This is a genomic window from Sphingobium sp. TomMM7A, assembly GCF_055397305.1.
The window spans coordinates 455,800-481,997 of the sequence record NZ_AP027312.1 but is presented as its reverse complement, the minus strand read 5'-3'; the positions used below and the strand labels follow the sequence as shown (position 1 = coordinate 481,997).

Annotated in this window: 23 protein-coding genes and 1 riboswitch; of the genes, 10 read left to right on the top strand and 13 right to left on the bottom strand. The window is 60.6% G+C overall.

Annotation, left to right across the window (positions count from 1 at the left end; translation table 11 throughout):
- Positions 1-92 precede the first annotated feature (92 nt).
- Genes ACZ5ZH_RS14995 through ACZ5ZH_RS14975 form a run of 5 tightly spaced genes read left to right on the top strand, consistent with a single transcriptional unit; the run spans position 93 to position 5,536 of the window.
- Positions 93-1,349 (top strand): hypothetical protein, encoded by a 1,257-nt coding sequence (locus ACZ5ZH_RS14995; RefSeq protein WP_464772841.1) that lies wholly within the window; start codon positions 93-95, stop codon positions 1,347-1,349.
- A complete protein-coding gene (locus ACZ5ZH_RS14990; protein WP_464772840.1) occupies positions 1,346-3,001 on the top strand; it encodes a DUF1592 domain-containing protein in 1,656 nt (551 codons plus the stop codon). The genes ACZ5ZH_RS14995 and ACZ5ZH_RS14990 overlap by 4 nt, the downstream gene beginning before the upstream one ends.
- Complete coding sequence (locus ACZ5ZH_RS14985) at positions 3,001-4,356, top strand: DUF1552 domain-containing protein (protein ID WP_464772839.1); 1,356 nt, start codon at positions 3,001-3,003, stop codon at positions 4,354-4,356. Before ACZ5ZH_RS14990 ends, ACZ5ZH_RS14985 begins: the two co-directional genes overlap by 1 nt.
- A gap of 26 nt (positions 4,357-4,382) precedes the next feature.
- The gene (locus tag ACZ5ZH_RS14980) at positions 4,383-4,844 is read left to right on the top strand and encodes a c-type cytochrome (RefSeq protein ID WP_464772838.1); all 462 of its coding nucleotides are present in this window, start codon (positions 4,383-4,385) and stop codon (positions 4,842-4,844) included.
- Entirely contained in the window at positions 4,844-5,536 is a 693-nt protein-coding gene (locus tag ACZ5ZH_RS14975) for a cytochrome b/b6 domain-containing protein (protein WP_464772837.1), read from the top strand. The genes ACZ5ZH_RS14980 and ACZ5ZH_RS14975 overlap by 1 nt, the downstream gene beginning before the upstream one ends.
- A 97-nt stretch (positions 5,537-5,633) precedes the next feature.
- On the opposite strand, the gene ACZ5ZH_RS14970 is transcribed toward ACZ5ZH_RS14975, so the two are convergent.
- From ACZ5ZH_RS14970 to ACZ5ZH_RS14915, 12 genes are all read right to left on the bottom strand, one after another.
- On the bottom strand, positions 5,634-5,966 hold the full coding sequence (locus ACZ5ZH_RS14970; protein WP_449469031.1) for an SWIB/MDM2 domain-containing protein: 333 nt from the start codon (positions 5,964-5,966) through the stop codon (positions 5,634-5,636).
- Positions 5,967-6,140: 174 nt separating this feature from the next.
- Positions 6,141-6,512: a PaaI family thioesterase gene (locus ACZ5ZH_RS14965; RefSeq protein WP_464772836.1), complete on the bottom strand. Its 372-nt coding sequence runs from the start codon at positions 6,510-6,512 to the stop codon at positions 6,141-6,143.
- The gene (locus ACZ5ZH_RS14960; RefSeq protein WP_464772835.1) at positions 6,509-6,934 is read right to left on the bottom strand and encodes a PaaI family thioesterase; all 426 of its coding nucleotides are present in this window, start codon (positions 6,932-6,934) and stop codon (positions 6,509-6,511) included. Before ACZ5ZH_RS14960 ends, ACZ5ZH_RS14965 begins: the two co-directional genes overlap by 4 nt.
- Before the next feature lie 3 nt (positions 6,935-6,937).
- Positions 6,938-8,116, bottom strand: coding sequence for an acyl-CoA dehydrogenase family protein (locus ACZ5ZH_RS14955; protein ID WP_464772834.1), 1,179 nt, complete (start codon positions 8,114-8,116; stop codon positions 6,938-6,940).
- The gene (locus ACZ5ZH_RS14950; protein ID WP_460988964.1) at positions 8,113-9,171 is read right to left on the bottom strand and encodes an acyl-CoA dehydrogenase family protein; all 1,059 of its coding nucleotides are present in this window, start codon (positions 9,169-9,171) and stop codon (positions 8,113-8,115) included. The genes ACZ5ZH_RS14955 and ACZ5ZH_RS14950 overlap by 4 nt, the downstream gene beginning before the upstream one ends.
- Before the next feature lie 227 nt (positions 9,172-9,398).
- Positions 9,399-9,884, bottom strand: coding sequence for an Lrp/AsnC family transcriptional regulator (locus tag ACZ5ZH_RS14945; protein ID WP_460988963.1), 486 nt, complete (start codon positions 9,882-9,884; stop codon positions 9,399-9,401).
- The gene (locus ACZ5ZH_RS14940; RefSeq protein ID WP_196227172.1) at positions 9,881-10,360 is read right to left on the bottom strand and encodes an Lrp/AsnC family transcriptional regulator; all 480 of its coding nucleotides are present in this window, start codon (positions 10,358-10,360) and stop codon (positions 9,881-9,883) included. The genes ACZ5ZH_RS14945 and ACZ5ZH_RS14940 overlap by 4 nt, the downstream gene beginning before the upstream one ends.
- 127 nt (positions 10,361-10,487) lie before the next feature.
- Positions 10,488-11,249: an SDR family NAD(P)-dependent oxidoreductase gene (locus ACZ5ZH_RS14935; RefSeq protein ID WP_464772833.1), complete on the bottom strand. Its 762-nt coding sequence runs from the start codon at positions 11,247-11,249 to the stop codon at positions 10,488-10,490.
- 13 nt (positions 11,250-11,262) lie between these two features.
- Positions 11,263-12,768, bottom strand: coding sequence for an amidase (locus tag ACZ5ZH_RS14930; protein ID WP_464772832.1), 1,506 nt, complete (start codon positions 12,766-12,768; stop codon positions 11,263-11,265).
- A 171-nt stretch (positions 12,769-12,939) separates the two neighbouring features.
- On the bottom strand, positions 12,940-14,043 hold the full coding sequence (locus ACZ5ZH_RS14925) for a Rieske 2Fe-2S domain-containing protein (RefSeq protein WP_464772831.1): 1,104 nt from the start codon (positions 14,041-14,043) through the stop codon (positions 12,940-12,942).
- Positions 14,044-14,060: 17 nt separating this feature from the next.
- Positions 14,061-14,930 carry an amidohydrolase family protein gene (locus tag ACZ5ZH_RS14920; protein WP_464772830.1) on the bottom strand — a complete coding sequence of 290 codons (870 nt, stop codon included), beginning with the start codon at positions 14,928-14,930 and terminating at the stop codon, positions 14,061-14,063.
- A 14-nt stretch (positions 14,931-14,944) separates the two neighbouring features.
- Positions 14,945-16,594, bottom strand: a complete 1,650-nt coding sequence (locus tag ACZ5ZH_RS14915; RefSeq protein WP_464772829.1) for a class I adenylate-forming enzyme family protein — start codon at positions 16,592-16,594, stop codon at positions 14,945-14,947.
- A 437-nt stretch (positions 16,595-17,031) separates the two neighbouring features.
- Here ACZ5ZH_RS14915 and ACZ5ZH_RS14910 point away from each other — a divergent pair, with 437 nt between their 5' ends.
- From ACZ5ZH_RS14910 to ACZ5ZH_RS14890, 5 genes are all read left to right on the top strand, one after another.
- A complete protein-coding gene (locus ACZ5ZH_RS14910; RefSeq protein WP_464772828.1) occupies positions 17,032-17,805 on the top strand; it encodes an SDR family NAD(P)-dependent oxidoreductase in 774 nt (257 codons plus the stop codon).
- Between the two features lie 112 nt (positions 17,806-17,917).
- The gene (locus ACZ5ZH_RS14905) at positions 17,918-20,461 is read left to right on the top strand and encodes a TonB-dependent receptor (protein ID WP_464772827.1); all 2,544 of its coding nucleotides are present in this window, start codon (positions 17,918-17,920) and stop codon (positions 20,459-20,461) included.
- Positions 20,462-20,611: 150 nt separating this feature from the next.
- On the top strand, positions 20,612-22,147 hold the full coding sequence (locus ACZ5ZH_RS14900) for a right-handed parallel beta-helix repeat-containing protein (protein ID WP_464772826.1): 1,536 nt from the start codon (positions 20,612-20,614) through the stop codon (positions 22,145-22,147).
- 30 nt (positions 22,148-22,177) lie between these two features.
- Positions 22,178-23,668, top strand: a complete 1,491-nt coding sequence (locus ACZ5ZH_RS14895) for a glycerol-3-phosphate dehydrogenase (protein WP_464773291.1) — start codon at positions 22,178-22,180, stop codon at positions 23,666-23,668.
- A 273-nt stretch (positions 23,669-23,941) separates the two neighbouring features.
- Positions 23,942-24,019, bottom strand: a riboswitch (cyclic di-GMP riboswitch).
- A 218-nt stretch (positions 24,020-24,237) separates the two neighbouring features.
- A complete protein-coding gene (locus tag ACZ5ZH_RS14890; RefSeq protein WP_464772825.1) occupies positions 24,238-25,320 on the top strand; it encodes an enoyl-CoA hydratase/isomerase family protein in 1,083 nt (360 codons plus the stop codon).
- A 43-nt stretch (positions 25,321-25,363) separates the two neighbouring features.
- Here the strand turns inward: ACZ5ZH_RS14890 and ACZ5ZH_RS14885 are convergent, their stop codons facing one another.
- Complete coding sequence (locus tag ACZ5ZH_RS14885; RefSeq protein WP_464772824.1) at positions 25,364-26,179, bottom strand: NmrA family NAD(P)-binding protein; 816 nt, start codon at positions 26,177-26,179, stop codon at positions 25,364-25,366.
- Positions 26,180-26,198: the final 19 nt, after the last annotated feature.

The window sequence follows — 26,198 nt, the reverse complement described above, 5'->3', positions numbered from 1 at the left end:
GCGCCACATGATCGATTTTGGGGTGGTGGCAAAATGCAGGAAGAGTCATGAAATCTGAAGCACCCGCCTAAAGCGGCATTAGAGAGGAATATATGAAGGGCAGATTGGGATCGACCGGCGGTCGGCCGACCAGAACATATGTGGCCCTGCCCCTGATCGCGGCGTCCCTCATCGGCGCCGACGCGCCCACCGGCGGTGAAACCGGCGTCCACGCCTTCGTACTCAGCAATGTCTATCTTGCCCAGGGTGGGGAGAAAGACAGCTGTCCCGTGCCCGATAGCGGGGACCTCGATCGATTCTATGCCATGCTGCCGCCTGCCGAGCAGACCAAATATGCCGGTAAGGAGAAACGGCAGGAACTTGAGCAGCGGATGAACGAATATTTCAAATTCCGCAGAATATTTCTTCGCGGCGATCGCTCATCTTCCGTGCATTTCCCGCCGGGCTACAATCCAAAGGCAGAGCCGACGCAGGAGCTGGCGGCGGCGATCGGCGCCCTGAACGGCTTACCCAAAGGCGCCGGACGGCTCGCCTTCCAGAAGCGCGAAGTGGTTTACAGCGCCTGCTCCAACCCCGCCGATTTCCCGGCCTTGGCGAAGAACTTCAAAACCTATGAGGGCAAGGTTGCCGCCGGTATCAACCTGGATGGCAAGGCAGGAAAGTTGGATTTCGAAGGGCCAGATGGCACGAACGGCGTCGATAACCGGCTTTGGCGTGCCGTCGGCTGCGTTTCCACCTTTCGCGAAAACGGCAAGGAAGAAGTTGCGGGTAAGACCATGATCTCGGCCCGGGCGCCTACTGTAATCGAGCTTCGCGGCATCGACAGCCTTCAGGATGACCCTGAAGTGAGCGTCACCATTCTTGCTGTCAGTGAACCGCTGACCCGCGACGGCCGTGGCGGCCCGCTCGCACGCGCCACCTTTACGCCCGACCCTGATCCCCGGCTTCGCGCCACGGTATCAGGCCGCATTACGGGCGGCATCCTGACGACCGACCCCGTCGATCTGACCATGAACTACAAAGAACAGATAGTGGATGCGCCCCGTCACATCCGGGGCGCCCGGCTGCGCGCCAAGTTCAATCCTGATGGCTCGATAGAAGGCAGCATCTTTGGCTATTACACATTGGACAGCTACTATGACTCGATTGAACAGATGACGCAGAATGGCGCCAATCTGACGCGAGTATCCTGCCCCGGCATTCGCAAGGCGATCGATCGTTTCGCCGACGGCTATCGTGATCCGCGCACGGGTCGCTTCACTGCCATATCGTCGGCCTATGATTTCGTCGGCGTCAAAGCCTTCCTTGCTCCGCCCAGCCAAGTCGCACAAAGCGAGGTGCGTCCATGAAGGTCCGCGCCCTTCCCTCGCTCGCCCTAGCTGGCGCCTGCCTCACCCTTGGCCTCAGCATCGCCCTCAATGGAGCGCGCGCCGATGAAACGCACGCGGACACACCTCCCAGCCAGATCCGGCGATTGACGGAAAGCCAGTATCGCAGCGTCATCGGCGATATTTTCGGCCCCGACATCAAGATTGTCGGCCGGTTTGAGCCAGATCTGCGCATCGACGGACTTCAGGCGGTCGGCACGAGCGCAGTCTCCGTCACGGCAGCGGGCCTTGAACAATATGAGACGTTAGCCCGCAGCATCGCGACGCAGGTGACGGACGAGCAGCACCGCGAAAAACTGATCGGTTGCGCGCCTACTCCAGCGGACAAGGATGGCTCCGCGTGTGCCCGCCAGTTTATTCAACGTGTCGGCTCGCAGCTCTATCGACGGCCCTTGAGCGAAGGCGAAGTTGCGGCTCTTACAAGGTCAGCGACAGAGGCGACCGCTACGCTCGGGAATTTCCATGCAGGTCTGGCGACAACGCTTGGCGGAATGCTGACCAGCCCCGAATTTCTCTTCCGCATAGATCGCCCTGCCCCCTCGCGCCGGAGCGTCGATGCATGGTCGAAAGCAAGCCGCCTGTCCTTCCTGTTGTGGAACAGCACGCCCGACCAAACATTGCTCGACGAAGCACGCAGCGGCGCGCTCGACACCCAGGCAGGACTTGCCAAGGCCGTCGATCGCCTGATCGCCTCGCCACGGTTCCAGGAGGGTGTTCGCGCCTTTTTCACCGATTATCTGCGCTTGGACGGAATGGACGATCTGGCGAAGGACACCCTTATCTATCCCGCCTATTCGCAGGCCGTCGGCACTTCGCTGCGAGATCAGACGCTGCGCACCATCAACTGGTTGCTGGTGGATCGGAAGGGCGACTATCGCGATCTCTTCACGACGCGGTCCATCGCAATGAACCGCACGCTCGGCCCGATCTACGACGTGCCAGTGACCAAAGCCGACTGGTACATTTATGAATTTCCGCAGGGTGATCCGCGAACCGGGCTGCTCACCCATGCCAGCCTGCTTTCGCAGCATTCGCATCCGGGCCGCACCTCACCGACACTTCGCGGGGTAGCGCTGCGCGAGATATTCCTTTGCGAAAAGATCCCTGCCCCGCCCGCCAACGTCAATTTCGCGGTGGTGCAGAATGTCGACAACCCGACGCTCAAGACGACCCGCGCCCGGCTTCAGGCGCACCTTGATGACGAGGAATGCGCCAGCTGCCACCGCCGCACCGATCCTATAGGCTTGGGGCTGGAGCAGTTTGACGGCGTCGGCCAGTTCCGAAAGGTCGAACATGACGAGGTGATCGACGTCACCGGCGATTTCGAAAAGCAGGCCTACAACGGCGCCGCTGCTCTTGGGCAACTGTTCCACGACAGCCCGCGCGTCAGCAGTTGCCTCGTCCAGTCGGCATGGCGCTACGCCAATGGACGCAATCCGGCGGAAGCAGACGGAGCCGGGATAGCGCGGCTCAGTCAGGGCTTCTCGGCGAGCGGCTATCGCTTCCCATCCCTGATGCGCGCCATCGCGCTGGACCCCGCATTTTACGCCATGCCGCGCCTGGCTCCTGAAAGTCGCGTGGCAACGGTTCGCAGATCGAAGGAGACTGGCTGATGTTGATGAATGGAACGACACGGCGCGGTTTCCTGCTGCGCGGGATATTGGGCGGCGGTGCAGTTACGTTGGGGCTGCCCCTGCTGGACGCGTTTCTGGACAATAACGGCACCGCCTTTGCCGCGACGCTGGGGGGCGGGCGCCTGCCTGTGCGCTTCGGCACATGGTTCTGGGGATGCGGGATGATCCCTGATCGCTGGCAGCCAAAGTCCATGGGGGCCGATTACGACCTGCCCCCGCAACTTGCGCCCATTGCCGCCGTGAAGCAGCATGTAAGCGTCCTGACCGGCTTCGACGTGATGCTGGATGGCAAGGGCAATCTGCCTCATCTGTCGGGCAACACCGCCGTCCGCACGGGCGCGCCAGCGGACGATTGGCTCGCCATCCGGGCACCTACGCTTGACGTCCTGATCGGCGATGCGATCGGCGGCGGCTCTTTCTTCCGTTCGCTCGATCTCTCGGCGGACGGCAATGCCCGCACCAGCTATTCATTCCGCGACGGACGCAGCATGAATGCCGCCACGCCCAGCCCGGTCGAATTCTACCGCAAGATTTTCGGCCCGGATTTCAACGATCCCAACAAGGCCGATTTCAAGCCCGATCCACGCATCATGGTGCGCCGGAGCGTATTGTCCGGGGTTACCGAACAACGCCGCGCGCTGGAAACCAGCTTGGGTGCAACCGACAAGGCCCGTCTGGACCAATATTTCACTTCCGTCCGCGAGATGGAAGGAAAGCTCGCGCTACAGCTGCAGAAGCCACCCCCGGCCGAAGCCTGTGTCGTGCCCGCAGAAGCACCGGCCATGTCAGGCGACATCACCGATGTCCAGCAGCGCAAGATCAATCACAAGCTGATGGCGCAGATGCTGGCGATGGCGTTGGCCTGCAACCAGACGCGCGTGTTCAACATGAATTTCTCGACAGCGGCGTCCGATCTGCGTCAAGCGGGTCAGACGACGGGGTATCACCAGAACACGCACGAAGAAATGATCGACCGGGCCATCGGCTATCAGCCGACCGTAGATTTCTTCGCCACCCGCAGCATGGAAGCCTGGGCGGATTTCGTGTCGGCCCTCGCCGCGATCAAGGAAGGCGACGGCACCCTGCTCGACAACACACTGGTATTTGCGCATTCGGACGTATCCTATGCCAAGAACCATGATGTTCTGGGCATTCCGGTGATGCTGGCCGGGCGCGCAGGCGGAAAGGTCAAATCCGGCATCCACGTCCATGGCAATGGAGAGTCAATAAGCCGTGTCGGCTTGACACTTCAGCAGGTTATGGGAATTTCAGTCGACTCATGGGGCATGGATGCCATGAATACGAAGCGGCCCATCGGCGAAATATTGGCGTGACGATCACAGAAAGAATGAGGCAGAATATGAAGCTTCCCTACTCCCTGGCTTTGGCAACCCTCGGTTTGGCCGCGAGCTACGCGGCCTATGCCGCCACACCTGCGGTCACCAACGCGATCAAGGCGCGCCAGGCCAGCTACAAGGAGATTGGCGGAGCTTTCAAAAGCATCAATGATGAGCTGAAGTCCGGATCGCCCGATATGAACAGCGTCCGCCCGCTGGCGCGTGATATCGCCACTCGCGCCGCCTTGTTGCCCAAATATTTCCCGAAGGGCAGCGGTTCGGAATCGGGCATCAAGACGCGCGCGAAGCCTGAAATCTGGAAGGATAACGCGGCCTTCGTGAAGCTTCAGGGCGACATGATCACGGCTGCAAAGGCCCTGGATGCCGCCGCCGCCAGCGGCAATGTCGCTGGCCTTGGCGCGGCGCGCACCAGCCTTGGCGGCACCTGCAAAAGCTGCCACGATCGTTTCCGCGCGGAACTTTGATGGTGGATGCGGAAATGAGCGGCGCGCCGGTGCGTCTGCGTATCTGGGATCTGCCGATCCGTCTATTTCACTGGACGCTGGTGCCGCTGCTGGGTTTCGCCTGGTGGACGGCTGAAGAACGCATGCTGGATTGGCATCGGCTAGCCGGTTACAGCATTTTCGCACTGCTGCTCTTCCGCCTGATCTGGGGTTTCGCGGGGAGCAGCACGGCCCGTTTCTCCAACTTCGTTGGCGGCCCATCGACCCTGCTTAACTATGTCCGCGGCCACATGTTCAATCGGGCCGCGACGCCAGCCGCTGGCCATAATCCGGTTGGCGGCTGGAGTGTGATCGCGATGATCACCATCCTCGCGGTGCAGGTGGGGCTCGGCTTCTTTTCCGTGGATATCGACGGCATGGAGTCCGGTCCCTTTTCCTATCTGGTCGATTTCGAAACTGGCCGGGTCGCGGCGGAATGGCACGCCTTCATCTTCAACGCCATTCTTGCCCTCACGGCTCTTCATGTCGTCGCCGTTCTTTTCTACCTTGTCCATCGGCGCGACAATCTTGTCGGACCAATGATCAGCGGAACGCGGAAATGGTCAGGAGATCGGCCAACGCTGCGGTTCGCATCGGCCTGGTCCGCGCTTATTCTCTTCCTGCTGATTGCGGGCGGAACGTGGTTGCTGATCGCCCAGTTCGGCCGGGCGTGACACGCAACCTACGCTAATGCGCTATAAGAAAGGCCCTCTTCGCAATCAGCGCAGAGGGCCTTCCTCCCATTTCACACAGTTCGTCTGAATATCCATCTCAAGCCTTGAGATGCTTCGCCAAATGCTTGTTCATTTCGAACATGCTGGCCTTCTTGCCTCCGAATATCTTTTCCAGCTTGTCATCGGCCAGTATCTCTCGCTTGTCCTTTGGATTTTGGAGGTCATTCGCCTTGATGTAGGCCCAGATCTTCTTGACCACTTCGCTTCGCGGAATCTTGCTATCGCCAATAATGTCGGCCAGCTCAGGAGAGGGCGTAACCGGCGCGGTGATCCCTCCTCGCGCGCCATCGGTGACCTTGCCTGTCTTTTTCACCTTGGCGACAGCCGCTTTGGTTTCCTTTTCGCCACGCTGCTCACGAGTCTGCGCCATGAACTTCTCCCTTGCTGATCGCTCGCGGGTTGATGATCATGCCAAGTCATGAGGGACGAAAAAGTTGCCTGTCATATGACAATCAAGGCTCCTTTCTCGCGGCATCGGCCACATAAGCATCCCGCTCGCCCGGCGGTTTTGGTCGACCGCCCGTGCCGCCCCGCGCCCTTTGCTTCAGTCCAGCAGCAGGTGCATGCGACCCGTCGCTATGGGCTTGTCCCGATCCGCCTGCCAGCAAATCGCATCGGCGTTCACGACCCTTCGCCCCACACGGATGAGCCGGGCCTGCGCATAGCTGTCGATCATCAGTCCTCCACGCAGGAAGTCGAACGACATGTTGATCGGCTTGGGCCAAGGCTCCCTCCGATCCTGCGCGACGGCCTCAAGACATGCGAGTTCCAGCAGACTGGCGATGACGCCACCATATAGAAACCCCGACCGTCCTTCGAGCGAAGGAGCAGCGGGCATCATCAGGACGGCCGTTTCGCCATCCAGCGCAACGCTCCGGATGCCCAGCATCTGCGCATAGGGGGTGCGAACGATCATGACTCGTCCGTAAAGAAGAAGCTGGCGGTTGCCGTGGCGATCGGCGCCTGCGGGTCACCATCATGAACGTCACAACGGGTGAAAGCGACCTTGCGCGTTAAATGATGGCAATGGGCGCGCGCATGAAGGCTGTGCCCTGCCCTTGCTGGCCGCAGATAATCGATATGCAGGTCGAGCGTAGCCATCCCCCGCCACTGGCGCGTGCGCGCGATGATGGCGGAACCTGCTGCCGCATCGACCAGCGAAATGATGGGGCCGGACGATACCAGACCCGCATCGGCATCCATCAGAAACCCGGGAGCGAAGGGACACGCCAGTTCCGCCCAGTCCGGTCCATGATCGACATTATAGATGCCCAGCAACGCATGATGCCCCCGCGGCGGCAGGTTCTTCAATCGCTCGAAGGCATCTTCCTCCTCCACCGTTCAGGCGTTCCCGCGCGGTTCACGCGGCAGGCCCAGCCCCCGCTCCGCGATCAGGTTGCGCTGAATCTGGTTGGTGCCACCGTAAATGGTGTCGGCCCGAGAGAAGAGGAACAGGTTAGGCAGCGTATCCCATTCATATTCTGCGTGATCGCTGATCTCGCCGACTTGGCCCAGCACGTCCATGGCGAGTTCCCCAAGGTCGCGGCGCCAGCTGGCCCACTGAATCTTGTAGGTCAGCGCAGCGCCATCGATCTTGGAATGATCAGTTTGCGACAACATGCGCAACGCTCCGTACCGCATCAGGCGCAGGCCCACTTCCGCTTTGGCGAGGCGCTGACGGATCAAGGGATCATTCGCTGCTCCATTGGCCTTGGCCGCCGCGATGATCTCGTCAAGTTCATTGCGGAACCCCATTTGCTGACCCAGCGTCGACACGCCCCGCTCAAAGGCCAGCAGGCCCATCGCGATCCGCCACCCATCGCCCACCGCGCCGATCAGGCTGTCGGCCGGACACCGCGCGTCAGTGAAGAAGGTTTCGTTGAACTCCGCATCACCATTGATCTGGCGGATACCGCGTATCTCGATACCCGGCTGATCGATGGGCATCATCAGGAAGGTGAGGCCCTTCGGCCCCTGCGATCCTTCCTCCGTGCGCGTCACGACGAAGATCCAATCGGAAATATGGGCGAGGCTGGTCCAGATCTTCTGGCCGTTCACCACCCATTCGCCGTCTTCAAGCCGCGCCTTCGTCCGCACGCTGGCAAGGTCCGAACCGGCATTGGGCTCGGAAAAGCCCTGGCAGAAAATGGTCTTGCCGCCCGCAATGCCGGGCAGAAAGCGCTGCTTCTGCTCCTCGGTGCCGAATGTCAGGATTGTGGGACCAGCAAGCTCGATGCCGATATGGTTGACGCGCCCCGGAACACCCGCCCGGGCATATTCCTCGGCAAAGATCACCTGCTGCGCCAATGTCGCGTTGCGCCCGCCCCATTGCGAGGGCCAACCGATGCAGGACCAGCGATGCGCGGCAAGCTGTTGCTCCCACTCCTTCCGCCGTTCCGGTCTGCCGGTCAGCTTGGTGATGCCCTTGATGTCGCGAAATTCGCCCGCCATCTGGCCATTCAGCCAGTCGGCGCACTCCTTCCGGAACAGTTCTTCTTCTGGGGAAAATCCGAGTTTCATGCCGCTTCTCCCAGAATCATCATGGCGATCTTCTCACGATGCCAGACGTTGTTGCCAAGCATCGTCTGAAGCGCACGGGCGCGCTTGAAAAACAGATGCGCGTCATGCTCCCAGGTGAAACCGATACCGCCATGCAGCTGGATCATATCACCGGCGCAGCGGAAATAGGTGTCGGTGGCAAAGGATTTGGCGGCATGAATGGCCATCTCCGCCTCCTCAGCGCCCTCATCCACGGCGCAGGCGGCCCAATATACCGCCGACCGGGCCTGCTCGATCTCCACCATCATGTCCGCCAGCCTGTGCTTATAGGCTTGGAAAGACCCGATCGGCCGACCGAACTGGATACGCTCCTTGGAATAGTCAACAGTCCGGTCGAGGCACGCCTGCGCGCCGCCCAGCGCCTCCGCAGCCGCCGCGATGAACCCAGCGCGATGGACAGCGGCCAGCGCAGCTTCCGGATCGGCAAGCCGCTCGCCCGCCACATTGTCCAGCCGCACATGAGCCAAGGGCCGGGTCTGGTCCATGCTCGTTTGGCTCGTCACCCTCACGCCGGGCGCATCCGCGCGGACAATCCAGACCTGCCGTATGTTCGTCACCACAAACATGTCCGCACAGGCGCCGTGGGCGACGAAACGCGATCCGCCCGTCAGCCGGTCGCCATCCGACTGAATGTCCGCGCCATAGAAATAACCACCGATCGCCTCTCCAGAGATCAGGCGCGGTAGCCACTGGTCCTGCTGCTCCGAGTCACCGCCAGCTGCGATGGCCTGCGCAGCCTGCGCCAAGCTGCTCAGCATAGGCAATGCCGCCACCTGAGCGCCTGCCGCCTCAGCGATGATCGCCAGCTCCACCATGCCTAGGCCCGCACCGCCCGCGCTTTCCGGAAGTCCGATGCCGGATAGCCCCAGTTCCTGACAGAAAGCCTGCCAAAGCGCCCGATCGATGCCGTCGCCCGCCATCGCCTTGCGCGTACGCTCGCTGGTGGCATTCTCCGCGAAGAAGCTGCGCGCCGTCTCCGCGATCATTTGTTGTTCGTCGGTAAATGCGAATTCCATCTCGGCCGCCTTTAAATATGCTGGCGGAGATCCTTGCCCCGACACCCAACGGTGCGAGACATCAGCCATCCAATGACGCGGCGGCTCTCTCCTGCCATTGACGATCGGCAGCCATATACTGCCAAACGCCGCTCACATCCTGCTATATGAGGTCATTTTCCTTTTCAAGCGCTCATATGCGGAATTTGAAAATATTTAAATTCCGAATTTAACTGTTCACTTGAACCTTACAAGCTGCTGACCGTCTGCGCGTCCGTGATCCGAACTACGCGGTTGCTGAACTTCACAGTCCTGACCGCCAGGGAGGTTTCGACGTGATTTACCCCCTCCATCGACAGAATCTGCCCCGACGCCATCTTGTGAAGGTTGTCAAGGTCATCATACAGGCACGTAGCCATGATGTTGCACGGCCCCAATGTGATCATCACGGCCTTGACCAGCGGTATATGCGCGATGTCACGCGCGATCTGGCGGACATGGCTGACATCCGCCTGCACCGCGACGAAAGCCACATTGGTCGCCTTCTCCAGCTTCAACCCCGTCAGGGCGGTGAAAGCGATCAGCTTTTCCTGCTGCAACCGCTTGATGCGGCCCCTGACCGTGCCCTCATTCACGCCCAGATCGGCCGCGATCTTGCGGTTGGACACGCGCGCGTCCTGCGCCAATATGTCGATCAGCTGGTGATCCAGCTCGTCGAGGTCCGGCCTCCTCATGCAAGCCTCCTGCGATCGATCGGAGCGGTATCCAGGCCATAGCGGACAATGTCGAGCCCAATCGCGGGTGTCATCGATCTTATTCCCCGCACCTTCGACAAACGATCCGTGATCAGTGAGGGAAGCTCATCAATGTCACGGAGCGTCAGGAGCAGGCTAATCTCATAATTACCCGTCACCAGATGCGCAGCGAAGACTTCAGGAAATACAGCCAGTTCTTCCGCAACGTCCAATGCCGACCGCCCACTCACCTGCACCGCCAGGTGGATCAGGACATGATAGCCATGCACCGCAAAGTCGGACACGGCTACAACGCGCAGCATGCCCGCATCCTCCATCCGCCGGATGCGCGTCGAAACGGTGGAAGCAATCAGGTTGAGGGATTCCGCGATCTGCTGATTGGTGGCCCGGCCATTTTGCCGCAGCTGTTCGACAATCTTCCGGTCCGTCTCGTCGAACGCAAACGTCTCGCTCATATACCCACTCAACCTCTTTCAACCGCTGCTCTTGCCAGCAAAGGGCCAGAAGGTCGAATCGAAAGCGCATCCTCCGGCCAGCAACATCGCGAGCGCCACCTTAGGGTTGGAAGCAGGGCGCATGCCTTCAGTCTCGCAAAAGCGATCCGCCATTCACATGCCAGAGCTGCCCGTTAACCCATTCCCCATCGTCGGACGCGAGGAACGCGACCGCGCCCGCAATATCATCGGGCTTGCCTAGGCGACGGTGAGGCAAATTCTCCAGCATATTGTCCACATAATCCTGCGTCAGATGCTGGGCCACCGCTTCGGTCAGGACGACCCCAGGGCAAATGCCATTGGCGCGGATGCCCTGCTTCCCGAACTTTCGGGCGACGTGCCGGACGAGCGCATGTAAAGCATTCTTCGTCATCGGATAGGCGACCTGCATCGGGTTTCCCGAAATCGCTGCGCCGGAGGAGGTGTAGATCATCGCGCCACCCTCACGCTCCAACAGCACTGGAAGCGCAGCCTGCGTCGCCAGGAAATGGCTCTTGGCATTGATCGCGAAGGACCGATCCAGCACCTCTTCCGAACAGTTCAGCACATCGATGTCGCCTTCGGTGCCGCCCGCCAGATTGCTGTGGTAGAAGTCGAGCCGCCCGAACTCGGACAAGGCGGCCTCAACGATCGCCGCCTGAGACGCCGCCTTCGTGCCGTCAAGCACCACGCCGATCGCCCGTCCGCCCTGCTCGCGAATGGAGCGCGCGGTCTCTTGCGCCCACTCGCCGACAATGTCGCCGATCACGACTGATGCGCCCTCAGCCACTAACCGCCGCGCCGTGGCCGCGCCGATACCGCGCCCGCCGCCTGCGACGATCCCCGCCTTGCCTTCCAATCCGCGCATCATATTCTCCAATATATTAAATCGCCGGACGCCTGTTCTTCCAGGGCGCAGCACTTTCCAGCTGCCCCGCAAGCCTGAACAGCAGCGCCTCGTCGCCATAGCGTCCCATAAACATCACCCCGATCGGCAGACCCGCCGATGACATGGCAAGTGGCACCGACATGGCAGGCTGGCCGGTCATGTTCGCAACCTGGGTAAAGGGCGAGAAGACCGCCGCGCGTTGTCCCCATGCGGCAAAATCCACATCAGGCGTCAGGTTGATCTGCCCCAGCTTCAGCGGGGGAGCGGCCAATGTCGGCGAAAGGATCACATCATAATTCGCCATGAACTGCGCCATGGTGATCGCCGCCGCCTGCAACGTATTGTTCGCGCGAGCGAAGTCCATGCCAGTCGTCTTCTGCCCGTAGCCGACAAAGCCCAGCGTAATCGGCTCCAGCACATCCGGCCCGATCGCGATGCCGGTCGCCTTCGCGCGATCCATCATGTCCGCAGCCACGGATGAGCCGATCAACACGAAACTCGCCGCCCCCATCGCCGCGATGTCCAGCTTGGGCGCCGCTTCCTCGACATGATGGCCCAAGCTCTCGCACAGCCGCGCTGCCTTGCGCGCCGCCTTCACGCATTCCGGGTCGACCGGCGATCCAGCAGGCGCATTCAGCATCAACGCTATCCGCAAACGCCCCGGCGCTTTCCCGACTTGCGACAGGAAAGTCTCGCCCGGCGTCGGCGCTGCATAGCGGCCGCCCGGCTCTGGACCCTGCGTCGCATCCAAAATAGCGGCGGAATCCCGAACGCTGCGGGTGACGGCATGATGCACTGATAGTCCACCCCAGCCTTCGGTGCGTGGCGGCCCCATCGGCACGCGCCCCCGGCTAGGCTTCAATCCGAACAGCCCACAGCAGGACGCCGGGATACGGATCGACCCGCCCCCGTCAGTCGCGTGAGCGGCGGGCAGAACCCCCGCAGCCACCGCCGCCGCCGCACCGCCCGACGATCCACCCGTAATCCGGCTCACGTCCCAGGGGTTGCGCGTGTCGCCGGTCAGCTTGTTCTCGGTCGTGCCGGTCAGGCCCAGTTCCGGCACCGTCGTCTTGCCGAAGATGACAAAGCCCGCCTTCTCAATGCGTCGCACCAGCTCGGACGTTACCTCAGGCTTGTATCCCTTGTAGAAGCGGCTCCCATTCTCAGTCGGCAGGCCCGCAATATAGGTGTTCAGGTCCTTCAACAGCCAGGGAACGCCGCTAAACGGCCCTTGCGGCAGACCCTTTGCGATTGCGGTACGGCCATAGTCATAATGTTTCTGCGCCATGAAGTTGAACCGCGGGTTCAGCACCTCCGCCTTGCCAATCGCCGCCTCCAGCAACTCGCCGGGCGATACCTGCTTCTTGGCGACAAGTTCAGCCAGACCCATGGCGTCGTGCGTGTCGAGCGGAGTGGAACGCGGCGTCGCAGCCTTGCCAATGCCCGCCAACCCCACAAGCGCCGCACCGCCTGCCACTGTTTCCCGGCGTGTCATGTCCATTTCTATCTCTCCAAGAGGTTCTTTTGGCGTGACAGTCTAGGGGATCATCTACCCCCGCCCCGTTCGCCCTGAGCCTGTCGAAGGGCCTCACTCTCTTTTTTTGAAGAAGGAAGAGGGCTTCGACAGGCTCAGCCCGAACGGGGCTGGTGGGTGTAGCCGGTCGTATCCGCGCTATGCCTCTACTGTCGCGCTCTGATCCGCATAATAGCGCGCATAATATTTGCGGAACTGCGGGATCGGGCCGTCACCATCGCAGATGATCGGGTTCGGCTCGAACTTCTGCCGGTCCCACACCACCTTGTCCTGATCAAATTGCTTGCAGATGTCGCGGATGATCGCCTTGGCAACGCCCGCCCGCTCGCCTTCAGCCTGCGCCTTGGGCTGGGTGAAGCAGAAGCGGACATGCACATGATCCAGCTCGACCGGTGCTAGGCAGGCAACCAGCAGCGTCTCTGAAATGCCGGTAAAGCGCGTCCAGCTTTGCCCCGGCCCCATCGTGTCATAGCTGATGCAGCCATCCACCTCGCCCCACGGCGTGCCCATCTTGGCCTTCACGTCCGCGCCACGGCCCCAATCGCCCCAGCGCAGTTCGCCCAACGGCACGTTGGCAGTCCCGTGAATGAACCGGAAATGCGCAACGTCGACGCCATTTTCCGCCATATTCTGGAGCGAACCCCAGACATTCCATTCATGGACCTCATAATCGGTCCATTCAGGGTCGCTCGCCTCCGGCAGTACCGCCACGTCGAACAGCGGCGCTTCATCCTGGGGATGATACCAGGCCCAGATAAAGCGGTTCGCTTCGGTGATGTGCCAGTTGCGCGTGCACTTGCGCTTCACCTGCGGCGGGATATTGCGAGCATAGGGCACGTCCTTCACCACCGCCTCGTCGCCGTCATAGCGCCAAGCGTGAAAGGGGCACTCCAGCAGATTGCCATGCACCTTGCCGCCATGGCCCATATGCGCGCCCAGATGCTTGCAATAGGCGTCCAGCATGCGGACCTTGCCATCCTCGCCGCGCCAGATCGCCAGATCCTTGGAGAAATAGCGCAGCGGCTTCACTTCGCCGACCTGCAATTCCGAGGACAAGAGGATCGGATACCAGCCAAAAGGAATGCCGATATCCAGGTTGCGCTCTTCGATTGATGCGCGGTCCTTTACTTCGGCCAGCCGCCAATCAAGCAGGTCCTGCCCCTTCAGCTTCTCAAGTATCTGCCATACGGCAACCGGCGGGGTGCGCGCGTCGGATGCGGCGGCGGTTTCAGGGTTCGACATGGAAAGGCTCCGTCAGATTATTTGAGGTCAAAGACCTTGAGGGCGTTTTCGCGCAGGAACTTCGGCCAGACTTCGTCCTTGAAGGGGACGTTCTGCATGTCGCTGAAGATCCGTTCCAGACTGAGACCCATGGGGAAGTACCCCGCATAGATGATCTTGTCCGCGCCACGCGTGTTGGCGTAGTCGATGATCGCCTTGGGATAATGTTTGGGCGCAAAGGCACTCGTCGAATAATATAGGTTCGGCCATTTGAGCATCAGCTTGACCGCCAAAGCTTCCCACGGCTCCGCGCCATGGCGCATGACGACTTTCAGGTCAGGGAAGAACCAGCACACTTCATCCAGATGCTCAACCTTCTGCGTTTCCATCGGAATACGCGGCCCCGGAATACCGGCATTGAGCAGCACGGGCAGACCCAGCTCGGCGGCAACCGTATAGAGCGGGAACATATATTTGTGGTTGATCGCCACTTGCGGCAGCGTGCCCGCCGGGAACACGCTGATCGCCGACAGGCCGACTTCGGCATGGATGCGCTTGATCCGGCGAACTTCCTCCATACCCTTGTTGGGGTCACAGGGCAGGTCGAAGAAGAAACGATCCCCGAACATTTCCTTGGCGCGATAGGATGTGGGATTGTCGTTCCACCCGACAAGCGCCTTGTCGATGCCATATTGGTCCATCTGCTCGACAGTCCAGGACACGAAATCATCGACCTTGCCTGTCTGCGGAATGTCCTTGAACATATATTGCGCCGGCATCGCGAATTGCTGGAGCGTCTGCTGATCCTTGATCAGCGGCCGGAAGGGATCGAACCAGGCGGAGCGGTCTTCCGCGTCCGGAATACCCAGCATGCAATCGATTATCTTTATGTCCTTGGGAATGCCCATGGGAACTCTCCTGTTCAGTTGTTTTCGGCCAACTCGGGCCAGAGCGCACGAAGCGCGATCTTGTTGATTTTCTGCGACTGGTTGCGCGGCAGGGGCTTGGCCGAAAAGGCGACGCGCACCGGCGCCTTATAGGGTGCAAGCCTGCCCGCCACCCAATCGATGATGCTGCGTTCATCCAGACCATCCGCCTGAACCACCGCGACCAGCGCCTCGCCCAGTCGATCGTCCGCGATCCCAAAGGTCGCGCATTCGGTGATCTGCGGCATTTCGCTGAGGACGCGCTCGACTTCGGCGCAATAGATATTCTCGCCGCCTGAAATCACCATGTCCTTGGCGCGGTCGACGATGAAGATATAGCCTTCCTCATCCTGATAGCCGATGTCGCCAGTGCGCAGCCAGCCATCGGGCGTAAGGCTCTTTGCCGTATCCTCCGGCCTGTTCCAGTAGCCATTCATGATCATGGCACTGCGCACGATGATCTCGCCGGTTTCATTCGGACCACAGACCGCGCCGTCCTCGCGCTCGATCCGCAAATCTACCAGCGGCAACACCCGTCCCGCCGAAGCACGAGCAGCCAGAAAGTCCGCTCCCACGGCCTGCGCGATCGCGCCCGATGTTTCCGTCATGCCATAGCCAACGCCAATCATCGCATGCGGGCAGAGCGCCCGCACCTCTTCCAGCAGGTTGAGCGGCAGCGCCTGCCCACCCGATCCAATGTTCCGCACGGAACTAAGGTCGGCATCTTTGCTGCGCGCGCGATGCACCATGTCCCACAACATGGTGGGGACGGTGGAAAGCTGCGTCACCCGCTCCCGCTCGATCAGGCGCACAGCCTCCTCTGCGTCCCAGCGGCGCATCACGACGATCTTGCCGCCCGACAGGAATGGCGCAAGGAAGCCAGCGCCCAACCCCGAAATGTGGAAGAGTGGATAAACCAGCAAAATCGCCTGAGGCGGCACCTGCGCTGCGATGGCCTCCACCGGAACCCCATATTCGCGCGCCATATTGTGCAGCACCATCATTCCGGTCAGTTGCGTGCCCAGCAATCCGGTAATCAGGCTGCGGTGGGAAAGCACCGCGCCCTTTACCCGCCCGGTCGTTCCCGACGTGAACAATATGGCACACGGATCGCCCGGTTCCGCAGCCGCATTGTTCGCGATCGGTGACGTCTCATCACCCAACGGCTGCGTCACGTCGATCAGACGCCCCGCATAGCCTCCGTCGCGCAGCAACGCCGCTCTTTCAGTGTCCGCCAGAACGAGGTCAGGCGTAACCTCCTCGACCATGGCATGAAGTTCGGCGGGCGACCCACGGCTGTTGAGCAATGCTGCAACGCCGCCCTGCTTCACAACCGCCAGAAACGCCACCATCCACTCCGCGCGGTTGCGCATGCAGATCGCGACCCGCTGCCCCCGCTCTATGCCCAATCGGGCTGCCAACTCATCCCGCCAAGCGAACATGTCCGCAAAGCTCAGCCGCCGCTCACCCTCTGGCCCGTCGAAATCAACGATACAGACCTGCTCTCCAAAGCGGCGCGCGCCTTCTATCAATTGATTGAGGTCCGACGGCGCGTTCACGAAAAAGCGCAGCCCATCCTGCTCGCCAATCTCAAAAGGCGTTCCTGGCGCGGTGACTGTCGCGAAAATTGGGTCGATCTTGCTCATGCTATCCTTGGGGATCACTCTACCGCCGTGGAATTTTCTCGACGGGAGTTTTCGCCGGAGCCGCAGCCCCGCTCATTCCCGACATCCTCTATCCTCGACTCGTCGCCTGCTTTTGTTGAGGCCAACTTTATTCCGTCATTCGCGTAATTCAACAATATTATTTTTCCGCACATTTCAGACAGCCGTTCATGCTGCTTCCGCAAGCGAGGAAGTCGCTGAAATACCCTGAAACCAAAATGATTTTCGCGCAATCTCGGCTTAGACAATGGCGGATCGCAGCATCATTCCGAAGCCGCCATATGTTCATTACGACGCCTCGAAACATCCATATTCGTAATTTATAGATTTACAAATTACGAATTCTGAATGATCCTGAGTCGCATCGCACCGGCTTCGGCAAGAGTGTGATTCTGTTTAGGTGAGGTTCTGGACGTCGAATGAGCGAGGATTTTCAAGGCCGCGTCGCCATCATCACGGGCGGCAGCGATGGCATCGGCCTCGCGACCGCCACCCTGTTGGCGCAGCGCGGCGCTCAGGTCGTCATTTGCGGCCGCAGGCAGGCGCTACTCGACAGCGCGCGCGACAGCATCTCTGCACAAGGCGGCCGGATCGAAGCAATCCAGCTCGACGTCACTGACACCGATGCCCTTGCGGCGATGGTCGAAGGCACCGCGCAAAAATATGGGCGCCTCGACATGCTGGTGAACAATGCCATGTCCACCCATTATGCGCCGATCAGCAAACTGACGCTGGAACATTGGCGCAAGGATTTTGCCGTCAACAGCGACGCCGCCTTCGTCAGCACCAAGGCCGCCCTGAAAGTGATGGCTCAGGCGGGCAAGGGATCGATCGTCAACATCGCCTCGACCTGCGGCATCCGCGCGACCGTGAACATGGCAAGCTATTCCGCCTCAAAGGCTGCGCTCGTCCACTTCACCGCCGCCGCCGCGATGGAGGCTGCGCCACTCGGAATCAGGATAAACGCGATCATTCCCGGCCAGGTGCAAACAGCACCAACTGAACTTTTTTCGGCACGCGCAGCGGACACTGCCACCCGTATAACAGCCGCCATACCCATGCAGCGTGGGGGCCAGCCCGAAGAATTGGCTCATGCCATCGTCTTCATGCTGTCCGACGCTGCAAGTTACATCACGGGAACAGCTCTACCCGTCGATGGCGGGAAGGCGGCTCAACTTTACATGCCCAGCTAAGGCCCCAACCAGCGGCATCCAGAACTGAATAGTCCGGCACACGCAAATAGACTTCAGCGCGGTCGCATTCGTCACAACTAAAAACCTTATTATATCTATGGGAGAGATATTGATGGCCAAGACATATACATGTGCAGCGCTAAAACTGATCATCGGGGTCAGCGGCCTGGCTCTTGCCAGCCAATCAATGGCGCAGACCACCGCGACACCTTCGGAGCCGGGCCTCGATGAAATCGTCGTCACTGCCCAGAAGCGCGCCCAGAATCTTCAGGATGTCCCCATCGCCATCAGCGCGATCAGCTCCGAAAAGGTGGAACAGCTCGGCATTCGCGATAGCCGGGACCTGAGCGGCCTTGCGCCCAACGTCGTCGTGACGCAGGGCACCACCAGCAACAGCGCGGCGGTCTTTTCCATGCGCGGCATCTCGAACGGCGGCAGCGAGAGCTTCGGCATCGATGCAGCGAACGGCCTTTACGTGGATGGCGTGTATATCGCGCGCGGCGGCGCCATGGGCCTCAACGTCATGGACATTGAACGGGTAGAGGTTCTGCGCGGGCCGCAGGGCACCCTGTTCGGCCGCAACACAACGGGCGGCGCGATCCACTTCATTTCCCGCGCGCCTTCATCCACCTTCCGGCTGAAGGCGGAGGCTGGCTACGGCAATTTCAACGCGTGGAACGGCAAGATCTCCGTCGATCCGGGTGAGATTGCAGGCATCTCGACCACCTTCTCCTACAGCCATAGCGAACGTGACGGGGTTATCGACAACATCCTGCAACCCCGCGATTCCCGCGATCCGGGTGCGCGAAAGTCCGACGCTTTTCGCGCTGGCGCCAAAATCGACCTGGGCGGGACTGGCAGCATCCAATATGTTTTCGACTGGAACCGTATCAAGGGCACGCCGCTCCCCTTCATCCTGACCCACGTGGCGGATGGTACGCCCAACGCCCCGATCACTGTCGATGGTCGGCTGGCGGTGGTGACGCAGCAGGCGCCGGTAGCCCAATATCTGGCGGGGGCAACCTTCGCGGACCCGGAATGCGCGGCACTGGCGGTCCCCTCGCGCACCTATCGTCATAAGGTCTGCAACAACATCCTCAGCAGCGCTACTGACAAGACCTGGGGTCATAATCTGCAAGTCCAGAATGATTTTGGCGGCTTCAAGGTCAAGACAACGACCGGCTATCGTTTCTGGAACAGCGATGGCATTACCGATCTAGACGGGATCGGCGCGTTTAGTGGCCCGGCCTTCTCCAACGCGACACTATTCAACGGCATGCCTGCATTCCTGCTTCAACAAATTCCCACCATACCGGCTGCCGCCATTCCGTTCATTTCCGCAGCGCCGGTGCCGACAGTCAGCCAGGATTTGTTCTTCGTAGACAATAAGCGGCGCCACAAGCAGTTCAGCCAGGAAATTGAAATTTCCGGCGACAGTAGCTCGCTGGACTGGGTCGTCGGCGGCTTCTACTTCTGGGAGAAGGGGTCCGAGAATGGTCGTCAAAATAGCGGCTTCATCCTCGACACCAATTCGGTCTTCCTCGCCAATTTCGGTCCTCTTGGACCGGGCTTCGCCGCAGCCAATCCGGCCCGTTACCGGCTCGTCCAGACGCTTGCCCGGCTTAACTACACGACATCGAGCGAGAGCACCGCGCTCTACGGCCAGTTCACCTTCTATCCGGGTGGTCGTGACAGCGGCATCCGCCTGACCGCTGGCGGCCGCTACACCTGGGACGAAAAGAAGATGATCCGTCTCCAGAACGGTGCGACGCCGCCTCCCGTCCCGGAATATGGCGCTGCCAAGTTCAGCAAGTTCACCTGGAACCTGATGGCCGGTTACGACGTCGCCGATGGCATCAACCTCTATGCGCGCGCGGCCACCGGCTATCGCTCGGGTGGCTTCAATTCTCAGGACCCCGCACTCACCGGCACGAACCAGCTGGGCAGCTTCGAACCCGAGAAGGTGACTTCCTACGAAATCGGCGCAAAGACGGAATTGTTCAACCGCCGCCTGCGCCTGAACGTCGCGGCCTATCACAACATCTACGACAACCTCGCTGTCATCGGCCCCGTTACCGACGCTCCAGCGGGCACGTTCGCCACCCGCATCATCAACGCGGGCAAGGTGGTCTATAATGGCGTGGAAGCGGAAGCGCAGGCAGTCCTTTCCGACAACTTCTCGGTCGACGGTAGCATCGGCTATATCGACATAAAATATAAGGAGTTCCTGGCCGGACAGTCGCCCGTGGCCGGGGAGCCGCCGGTCAATATCGCGTCGATCGCAACGCCCGGCTATACGTCACCGCTCACCGCCAATGTGGCACTGAACGCGCAATTCCCGCTGAACTGGGGCAGTGCCACCCTGCGCGGCCGGATCGGCTATACGCATGAAGACGGCAAATATAATTTCAGCAGCAGCCTCGGTTCGCCGTTCAACGAACAGATCAAGGGCGATAATATCGACCTGATCGACGCACAGATCAGCGTTGACGGCATTCCGCTGGGGACGGGCGAAGGCGAAGTCCGCCTGTGGGTGAAGAACCTCACCAACGCGAAGGATTTTGCTCGCGGCATCGACTTCGGCCAGCTCGGCTATGCGGGGGGATATTATGCCGAACCGCGGACCTACGGCATCACCGTCGGCGCGAAATTCTAACGCTTTCCGGGGCCATCCCGCCCTCCCATGCCCCGCCTCCTCCCGGAGGCGGGGCCTTTTTCTGCCTGACCTCGGCGATCATTTCACTTCGCATTCAGCCTCATTGCGCTAAAACAAGAAGCTGACCTATTGCGAAGGGATACGCCGAACTTGCTGAAATCATTGGCCGCCGCATCCTTTCTTGTCCTGTCTTCAGGCTTCGTTGCGACAGCCAATGCCGAAACCTATTATGTCAGTTCGACGCAGGGCGACGACAGCTTCAACGGCACCGCACCAACGCAGCCGTGGCGCTCTCTCTTCCGCCTATCGACTTTCCCGCTGCAACCGGGCGATCAGGTCAAGCTGATGGCGGGATCGGTATGGCGGGAGCCTCTTACCCTCACCCGTTCCGGAAGTGAAAAGGCACCCATCACCGTCACCTCTGACGGAACAGGCCCCCGCGCGCGCATTGACGCAGGCGGAGTGTCTCCCCATGCCGTCGGCATCATCAATGCCGATTATGTGACGGTCAGCGGCCTCGAAATCACGAACGACAGCCCGCTTCCCGCCCACCGCACCGGCCTTCTCATATCGGCGGAGAATCGCGGCATCACGCGCGGTATCCGTATTCGCGACATGTACATTCACGATGTGCGCGGGACCAACGACCGAAAGGATAATGGCGGCATAGTCTTCCGCGCCGCCGGGCAAAAGCTACCGACCCGGTTCGACGATCTCATCATCGAACGCAACATAGTCTGGCGCGTCGATCGATCCGGTATAGCCGGGATCAGCGATCAGGTGACATCCTCCAACTGGTTTCCCAGCGAAAAAGTCGTCATCCGCGACAATTATGTGGAGGATGTTGGCGGCGACGGCATCGTGCCCCGTGGCACCAATGGCGCGCTCATCGAACATAATATCGTGCGTTATGCGGGCAGCCGCGCGCCCGGCTATAATGCAGGCATCTGGCAATGGAGCACGGACAACAGCCTGATACAGCTTAACGAGGCCGCCTATACCCGAACCCGCTACGATGGTCAGGGCTTCGATTCCGATTTCAACTCCCGCCGCACCACGTTCCTCTACAACTACAGCCATGACAATGCAGGCGGCTTTCTGCTCATCTGTTCGCCCGGCCAGGACGACAGCGCCAATATCGGCAATCACGGGACAGTCGCCCGCTTCAATGTCAGCCACAATGACGGCACGCGCATATTCCAGATCGCGGGCAATGTGTCAGACGCGCTGATCGAGAAAAATGTCGTCCATGTCGGAAAGGCGATGGACGTGCAGATGGTCGTCGCGACCCAATGGGACGGCTGGGCGCGCGGCGTCCGCTTCCGCAGCAATGTGTTCAAGGTCGCGGGGACTGCCCGCTATGGCAGCGAGATTGGGCGCAACGGCCCTGACTATCTGATCAAGGCTGGCTTTGATCCAACGAAGTCCTTCCGGTTCAAGGGCAACAGCTATCTGGGCAGCCACGTCGATGCTCCCGATGACGGCGCCGCCCAGATCGAAACCACCTATGAAGAACAGCCTGCGGACTGGCAGGTGCCCGTCTTCGACCCCACCAAACCGGACGGCTTTCCCGAATATATCGCAAGCCATCGGCTCTGGATGCTGGGCATGCTGCGCCGGGAACTCGGAACTTTCGTGAAACTGAAGCAGCCCCGCCGCCTCCATGTTTCAGAAGCGCGGAGGTAGAGGATCTTGGCCACGCCACCTCTTTATGACATGCTGATCGTGGGCGGAGGAATAAACGGCGTCGGCATCGCGCGCGACGCGGCCGGGCGCGGCTACCGGCTCCTTCTGGTGGAGCAGGACGATCTGGCCAGCCAAACCTCCTCCGCCTCGACCAAGTTGATCCACGGCGGCTTGCGTTACCTGGAATATGGCGAGTTTCGGCTAGTCCGTGAATCCCTGATCGAACGGGAACGGCTATGGCGCATGGCGCCTCACATCATCTGGCCGCTTGCCTTCCTGATGCCGCAGAACCTCTCGACGCGCCCGGCATGGTTGGTGCGCCTCGGCCTCTTTATCTACGATCATCTCGGCGGCCGACGGAACCTACCCGGCACGCGGACGATCGCGCTCGATCGATCGCCCTTGGGAAATGGCCTTGCAAACCGCAAGGGACGGGGCTTCCTCTATTCGGACTGCTGGGTCGAGGACAGCCGCCTGGTAGTGCTGAACGCGATGGACGCGGCCAAACGCGGCGCGCATATCGAAACCCGCACCCGTCTGCTCCACGCCCGCCGGGACGGGTCAGTCTGGTCGGCCGCCATCGAGGATGCGCATGGCGTGAAGGAAGTGCGCGCACGCATATTGGTCAATGCCGCAGGTCCATGGGTCGCCGACATCATCGCCCGCTCCGGTCTGGAGAGTCAGCGGAAAGTCCGCCTCGTAAAGGGCAGTCATATCGTCGTGCCGCGCCTCCACGAAGGGGACCATGCCCTCACGCTCCAGCATATTGACGGCCGCATCATCTTCGCCATTCCCTATGAGCATCGCTTCACGCTGATCGGCACCACCGAGCAAGAGTGGCACGATCCACCGGGCAAGCCACAAATAAGTGAGACCGAGATCGACTATCTGCTCGACGTGGCAAACAGCTACTTCGCCCGGAAAATCGCGCGCGAAGACATCATCTGGTCCTATTCAGGCATCCGCCCGCTTTATGACGATCAGGCAGGCAACGCCTCCGCCGTCACCCGCGACTATGTCCTCGACCTCGACAGCGAAGGCGCTCCTCTTCTCAGCATCTTCGGTGGCAAGATCACCACCTACCGGAAACTGGCCGAGCAGGCGCTCGACCTCCTCGCGTCCCAAGGGGTCGAGATGCGAGGCGCCTGGACCGCGAACGCACCGCTTCCGGGCGAGGACATGCCCGACGGGGACTTCAGCGCCTTCGTGCAAGAATTGGAGCGCCAATATCCCGCCCTGCCCCATTCGCTCCTCCACCGCCTTGCCCGCGCCTACGGCACATGCGCGCTGAAGCTGCTGGGCGCAGCTGAAACGCTGGACGATCTGGGGGAGATATTCGGCGGCGACCTCAGCCGTGCCGAAGTCGACTATCTTGTCAGGGAAGAATGGGCACAGACCCCAGAGGACATTTTCTACCGCCGCAGCAAGCTCGGCCTACACTTGACGCCGGAAGCCAGCGAGGCGCTTGCCCGCTATCTCGACGGTCCTATTTCGTGTCGATCCGACGTCCGGAATGAGTGAAGCACAGCGCCCCAGGTGGGGAGATGGGTCTTTGGGACGCTGTGCTTCTCTCCCACAGTGCGACCCGAGGGAGTTGAGGCAGCGCGACATGGCGGGACTATCCCGCGCATAATCGCGGTATGTCTGTAACCGGGACCGGCAGGCTCGATCGATATCCTGCGCCAGCCCGAACGGATGACTAATTTAGCCCCGACGGCAAATTATGTAGCCAGGCGGCCCAAATTTCAGGAATGGAGAAAAAGGGATAAGCGGTTCCATCGCGTCATGTCCTGTTTCGGTAACCCCGCTGTCTCAATCAAGAGACCGGAAGCTTTGCGTCCTGCCGTCACCAGCAGTTTGCCTTTTCGTCAGATCACTCGCCGCAGCGCGCTTCTCTGCCTTGGGGATTATTTAACCGAATTATCGCGTCAGGTCAAACATTTGTGGCCAAAAAAAGATGGGGGCTGACAACTTCGCTGCCGATCTATCTGTAGTTGTTCATCTCTTCCCAACAAGCCGCAGCCCCTTCCCCGGAACGATCTGAACCGATAACAGCATCATGCGGCGCAGCGAAATAGGTGGGATAAGGAATGACGGATCAGTTGATCATCTTCGTGCAAAATGGCGTCGGCCGCATCCGCCTGAACCGGCCAAGGGCGATCCATGCGCTGACGACCGAAATGTGCGCCGCCATGATCGACGCCCTGCTCGCCTGGCGTCACGATGATGATGTGTCCGCCGTCATGCTCGATCACGCCCCATCCCCCGATGGCGACCCCAAATTGTCACGCGGCTTCTGCGCAGGCGGCGACATCGCCATGATCGCCAACAGCGCGAAAGGCGACTTTTCGGACGCGGAGCGCTTCTTCCACACCGAGTATCGGCTGAACCATCTGCTGTTCACATATGAAAAGCCCATCATCGCCTTCATCGACGGCATAGTCATGGGCGGAGGCGTCGGCATATCCGATCCGGCGCGCTTCCGCATCGCGACCGAGCGAACCGTCTACGCCATGCCCGAAACAGGCATCGGCCTTTTCCCTGACGTCGGCGGTGGCTGGTTCCTGCCGCGCATGCCTGGCCGCACCGGCACATGGCTCGCCACCACCGGAGCCCGCATCAATGGAGCGGACTGCGCAGCGATCGGCATCGCCACCCATTATATGGCCTCGGAAAAGCTCGACGCGGTCAAGGCCCGGATCATCGCCGACCCCGACGGCATCGGCGAAATCCTAGACGAGATGAGCGAACCACCGCCACCCTGCCCATGGGAAGCACAGCGGGCCAACATTGACCGGCTGTTCGCCTCCAACCACTACGAAGACATCCTCGACGCCCTGCGCACTGACGGATCGGAATGGGCGCGCGCGCAGCTGGCGGTTCTCGCCACCAAATCGCCCCAGACGATCAAGGTCGCCCTGCGGCAAATGGCAGAGGGAGCGGCCTTTACCGACTTCGCGGCCAACATGCGCAATGAATATCGCATCGCCTGCCACGTCATCCGCCGCCCCGACTTCATCGAAGGCGTGCGCGCCGTCATCTTCGACAAGGACAATGCGCCGAAATGGAACCCGGCCACTCCCGAAGAGGTGACGAATGCGCTTATCGACAGCATCTTCGCACCACTCTCACCGGACAGGGAATGGACGCCGCTTCCCGAACTCGGAGAGTGAACGGGCCTTAATCGGGGGTCCCGCTCTAAGCCCCGCCAATCAATCACACATCCCAAACGCCGCTAGCCGCCGCATCGTGCGCATATTCGGAAAAGCGTCTCGGTTTCCGGCCTAATACCCGCTCAACATCATCCGTGACATAGGCCAACTTGCCGTCGGCGATACCAGAATAGGTATAGGCATATTCTTCAGGCAAACCGTTCGACAGGATCGACTCCCGAAATGTGTCGAAGGGAATGGGGGTGAAGCTGATCTTCCGTCCCGTCGCCTTCGTCAACGCGTCGGCGGCGGCTTCAAAGCCTATCGATTCCGGCCCGGTCAGCTCATAAACCTGTCCACTATGCCGACCGTCCAATAACGCCTCTGCCGCGACAGCAGCGACATCTTCGATATCGATAAACGGTTCGGTCGCGTCACCGACCGGCAGTACGATCTCGCCCGCCAACACCGCGTCGAGGAAGAACATTTCCGAGAAATTCTGCATGAACCATGCCGGACGAACGACTGTCCAGTCCGCCGCACTTGCCCTGAATCCGCCTTCAACCGCATCCAGAAATGCCTCATCTGCTCGGCCGGAAAGCAGCACCTGCCGCTTTACCCCGCAATCCAGCGCAAGCTGTGCAAGCCGCCCAATCTGCGCGCCAGCATGGGGATGCGTATTGTCATGATGCGCGATATATAGGCCGTCCGCGCCCTCCAGCAGGGGTTTCCAGCTGGCCTCCTCTTCCCACAGAAACGGCTGCTCCGCGCTCCGTGAACCAATGCGGACAGTGTGACCAAGAGCCGTCAAACGATCGGCCAGACGACGACCCGTCTTACCGGTGCCCCCGACGATGAGAATGGTCGATTTCTGGCTCATTTCTATCCCCTCGGCTGCA

What these genes read in the sequence shown, in the direction of transcription:
- ACZ5ZH_RS14970 (WP_449469031.1), bottom strand. Translation starts at nt 5,966, where the DNA reads ATGGCGCAGACTCGTGAGCAGCGTGGCGAAAAGGAAACCAAAGCGGCT.
- ACZ5ZH_RS14885 (WP_464772824.1), bottom strand. Translation starts at nt 26,179, where the DNA reads ATGAGCCAGAAATCGACCATTCTCATCGTCGGGGGCACCGGTAAGACG.
- ACZ5ZH_RS14890 (WP_464772825.1), top strand. Translation starts at nt 24,238, where the DNA reads ATGACGGATCAGTTGATCATCTTCGTGCAAAATGGCGTCGGCCGCATC.
- ACZ5ZH_RS14980 (WP_464772838.1), top strand. Translation starts at nt 4,383, where the DNA reads ATGAAGCTTCCCTACTCCCTGGCTTTGGCAACCCTCGGTTTGGCCGCG.
- ACZ5ZH_RS14940 (WP_196227172.1), bottom strand. Translation starts at nt 10,360, where the DNA reads ATGAGCGAGACGTTTGCGTTCGACGAGACGGACCGGAAGATTGTCGAA.
- ACZ5ZH_RS14965 (WP_464772836.1), bottom strand. Translation starts at nt 6,512, where the DNA reads ATGATCGTTCGCACCCCCTATGCGCAGATGCTGGGCATCCGGAGCGTT.
- ACZ5ZH_RS14915 (WP_464772829.1), bottom strand. Translation starts at nt 16,594, where the DNA reads ATGAGCAAGATCGACCCAATTTTCGCGACAGTCACCGCGCCAGGAACG.
- ACZ5ZH_RS14985 (WP_464772839.1), top strand. Translation starts at nt 3,001, where the DNA reads ATGTTGATGAATGGAACGACACGGCGCGGTTTCCTGCTGCGCGGGATA.
- ACZ5ZH_RS14995 (WP_464772841.1), top strand. Translation starts at nt 93, where the DNA reads ATGAAGGGCAGATTGGGATCGACCGGCGGTCGGCCGACCAGAACATAT.
- ACZ5ZH_RS14930 (WP_464772832.1), bottom strand. Translation starts at nt 12,768, where the DNA reads ATGGACATGACACGCCGGGAAACAGTGGCAGGCGGTGCGGCGCTTGTG.
- ACZ5ZH_RS14925 (WP_464772831.1), bottom strand. Translation starts at nt 14,043, where the DNA reads ATGTCGAACCCTGAAACCGCCGCCGCATCCGACGCGCGCACCCCGCCG.
- ACZ5ZH_RS14905 (WP_464772827.1), top strand. Translation starts at nt 17,918, where the DNA reads ATGGCCAAGACATATACATGTGCAGCGCTAAAACTGATCATCGGGGTC.
- ACZ5ZH_RS14920 (WP_464772830.1), bottom strand. Translation starts at nt 14,930, where the DNA reads ATGGGCATTCCCAAGGACATAAAGATAATCGATTGCATGCTGGGTATT.
- ACZ5ZH_RS14975 (WP_464772837.1), top strand. Translation starts at nt 4,844, where the DNA reads ATGGTGGATGCGGAAATGAGCGGCGCGCCGGTGCGTCTGCGTATCTGG.
- ACZ5ZH_RS14910 (WP_464772828.1), top strand. Translation starts at nt 17,032, where the DNA reads ATGAGCGAGGATTTTCAAGGCCGCGTCGCCATCATCACGGGCGGCAGC.
- ACZ5ZH_RS14935 (WP_464772833.1), bottom strand. Translation starts at nt 11,249, where the DNA reads ATGATGCGCGGATTGGAAGGCAAGGCGGGGATCGTCGCAGGCGGCGGG.
- ACZ5ZH_RS14955 (WP_464772834.1), bottom strand. Translation starts at nt 8,116, where the DNA reads ATGAAACTCGGATTTTCCCCAGAAGAAGAACTGTTCCGGAAGGAGTGC.
- ACZ5ZH_RS14895 (WP_464773291.1), top strand. Translation starts at nt 22,178, where the DNA reads ATGCTGATCGTGGGCGGAGGAATAAACGGCGTCGGCATCGCGCGCGAC.
- ACZ5ZH_RS14990 (WP_464772840.1), top strand. Translation starts at nt 1,346, where the DNA reads ATGAAGGTCCGCGCCCTTCCCTCGCTCGCCCTAGCTGGCGCCTGCCTC.
- ACZ5ZH_RS14945 (WP_460988963.1), bottom strand. Translation starts at nt 9,884, where the DNA reads ATGAGGAGGCCGGACCTCGACGAGCTGGATCACCAGCTGATCGACATA.
- ACZ5ZH_RS14950 (WP_460988964.1), bottom strand. Translation starts at nt 9,171, where the DNA reads ATGGAATTCGCATTTACCGACGAACAACAAATGATCGCGGAGACGGCG.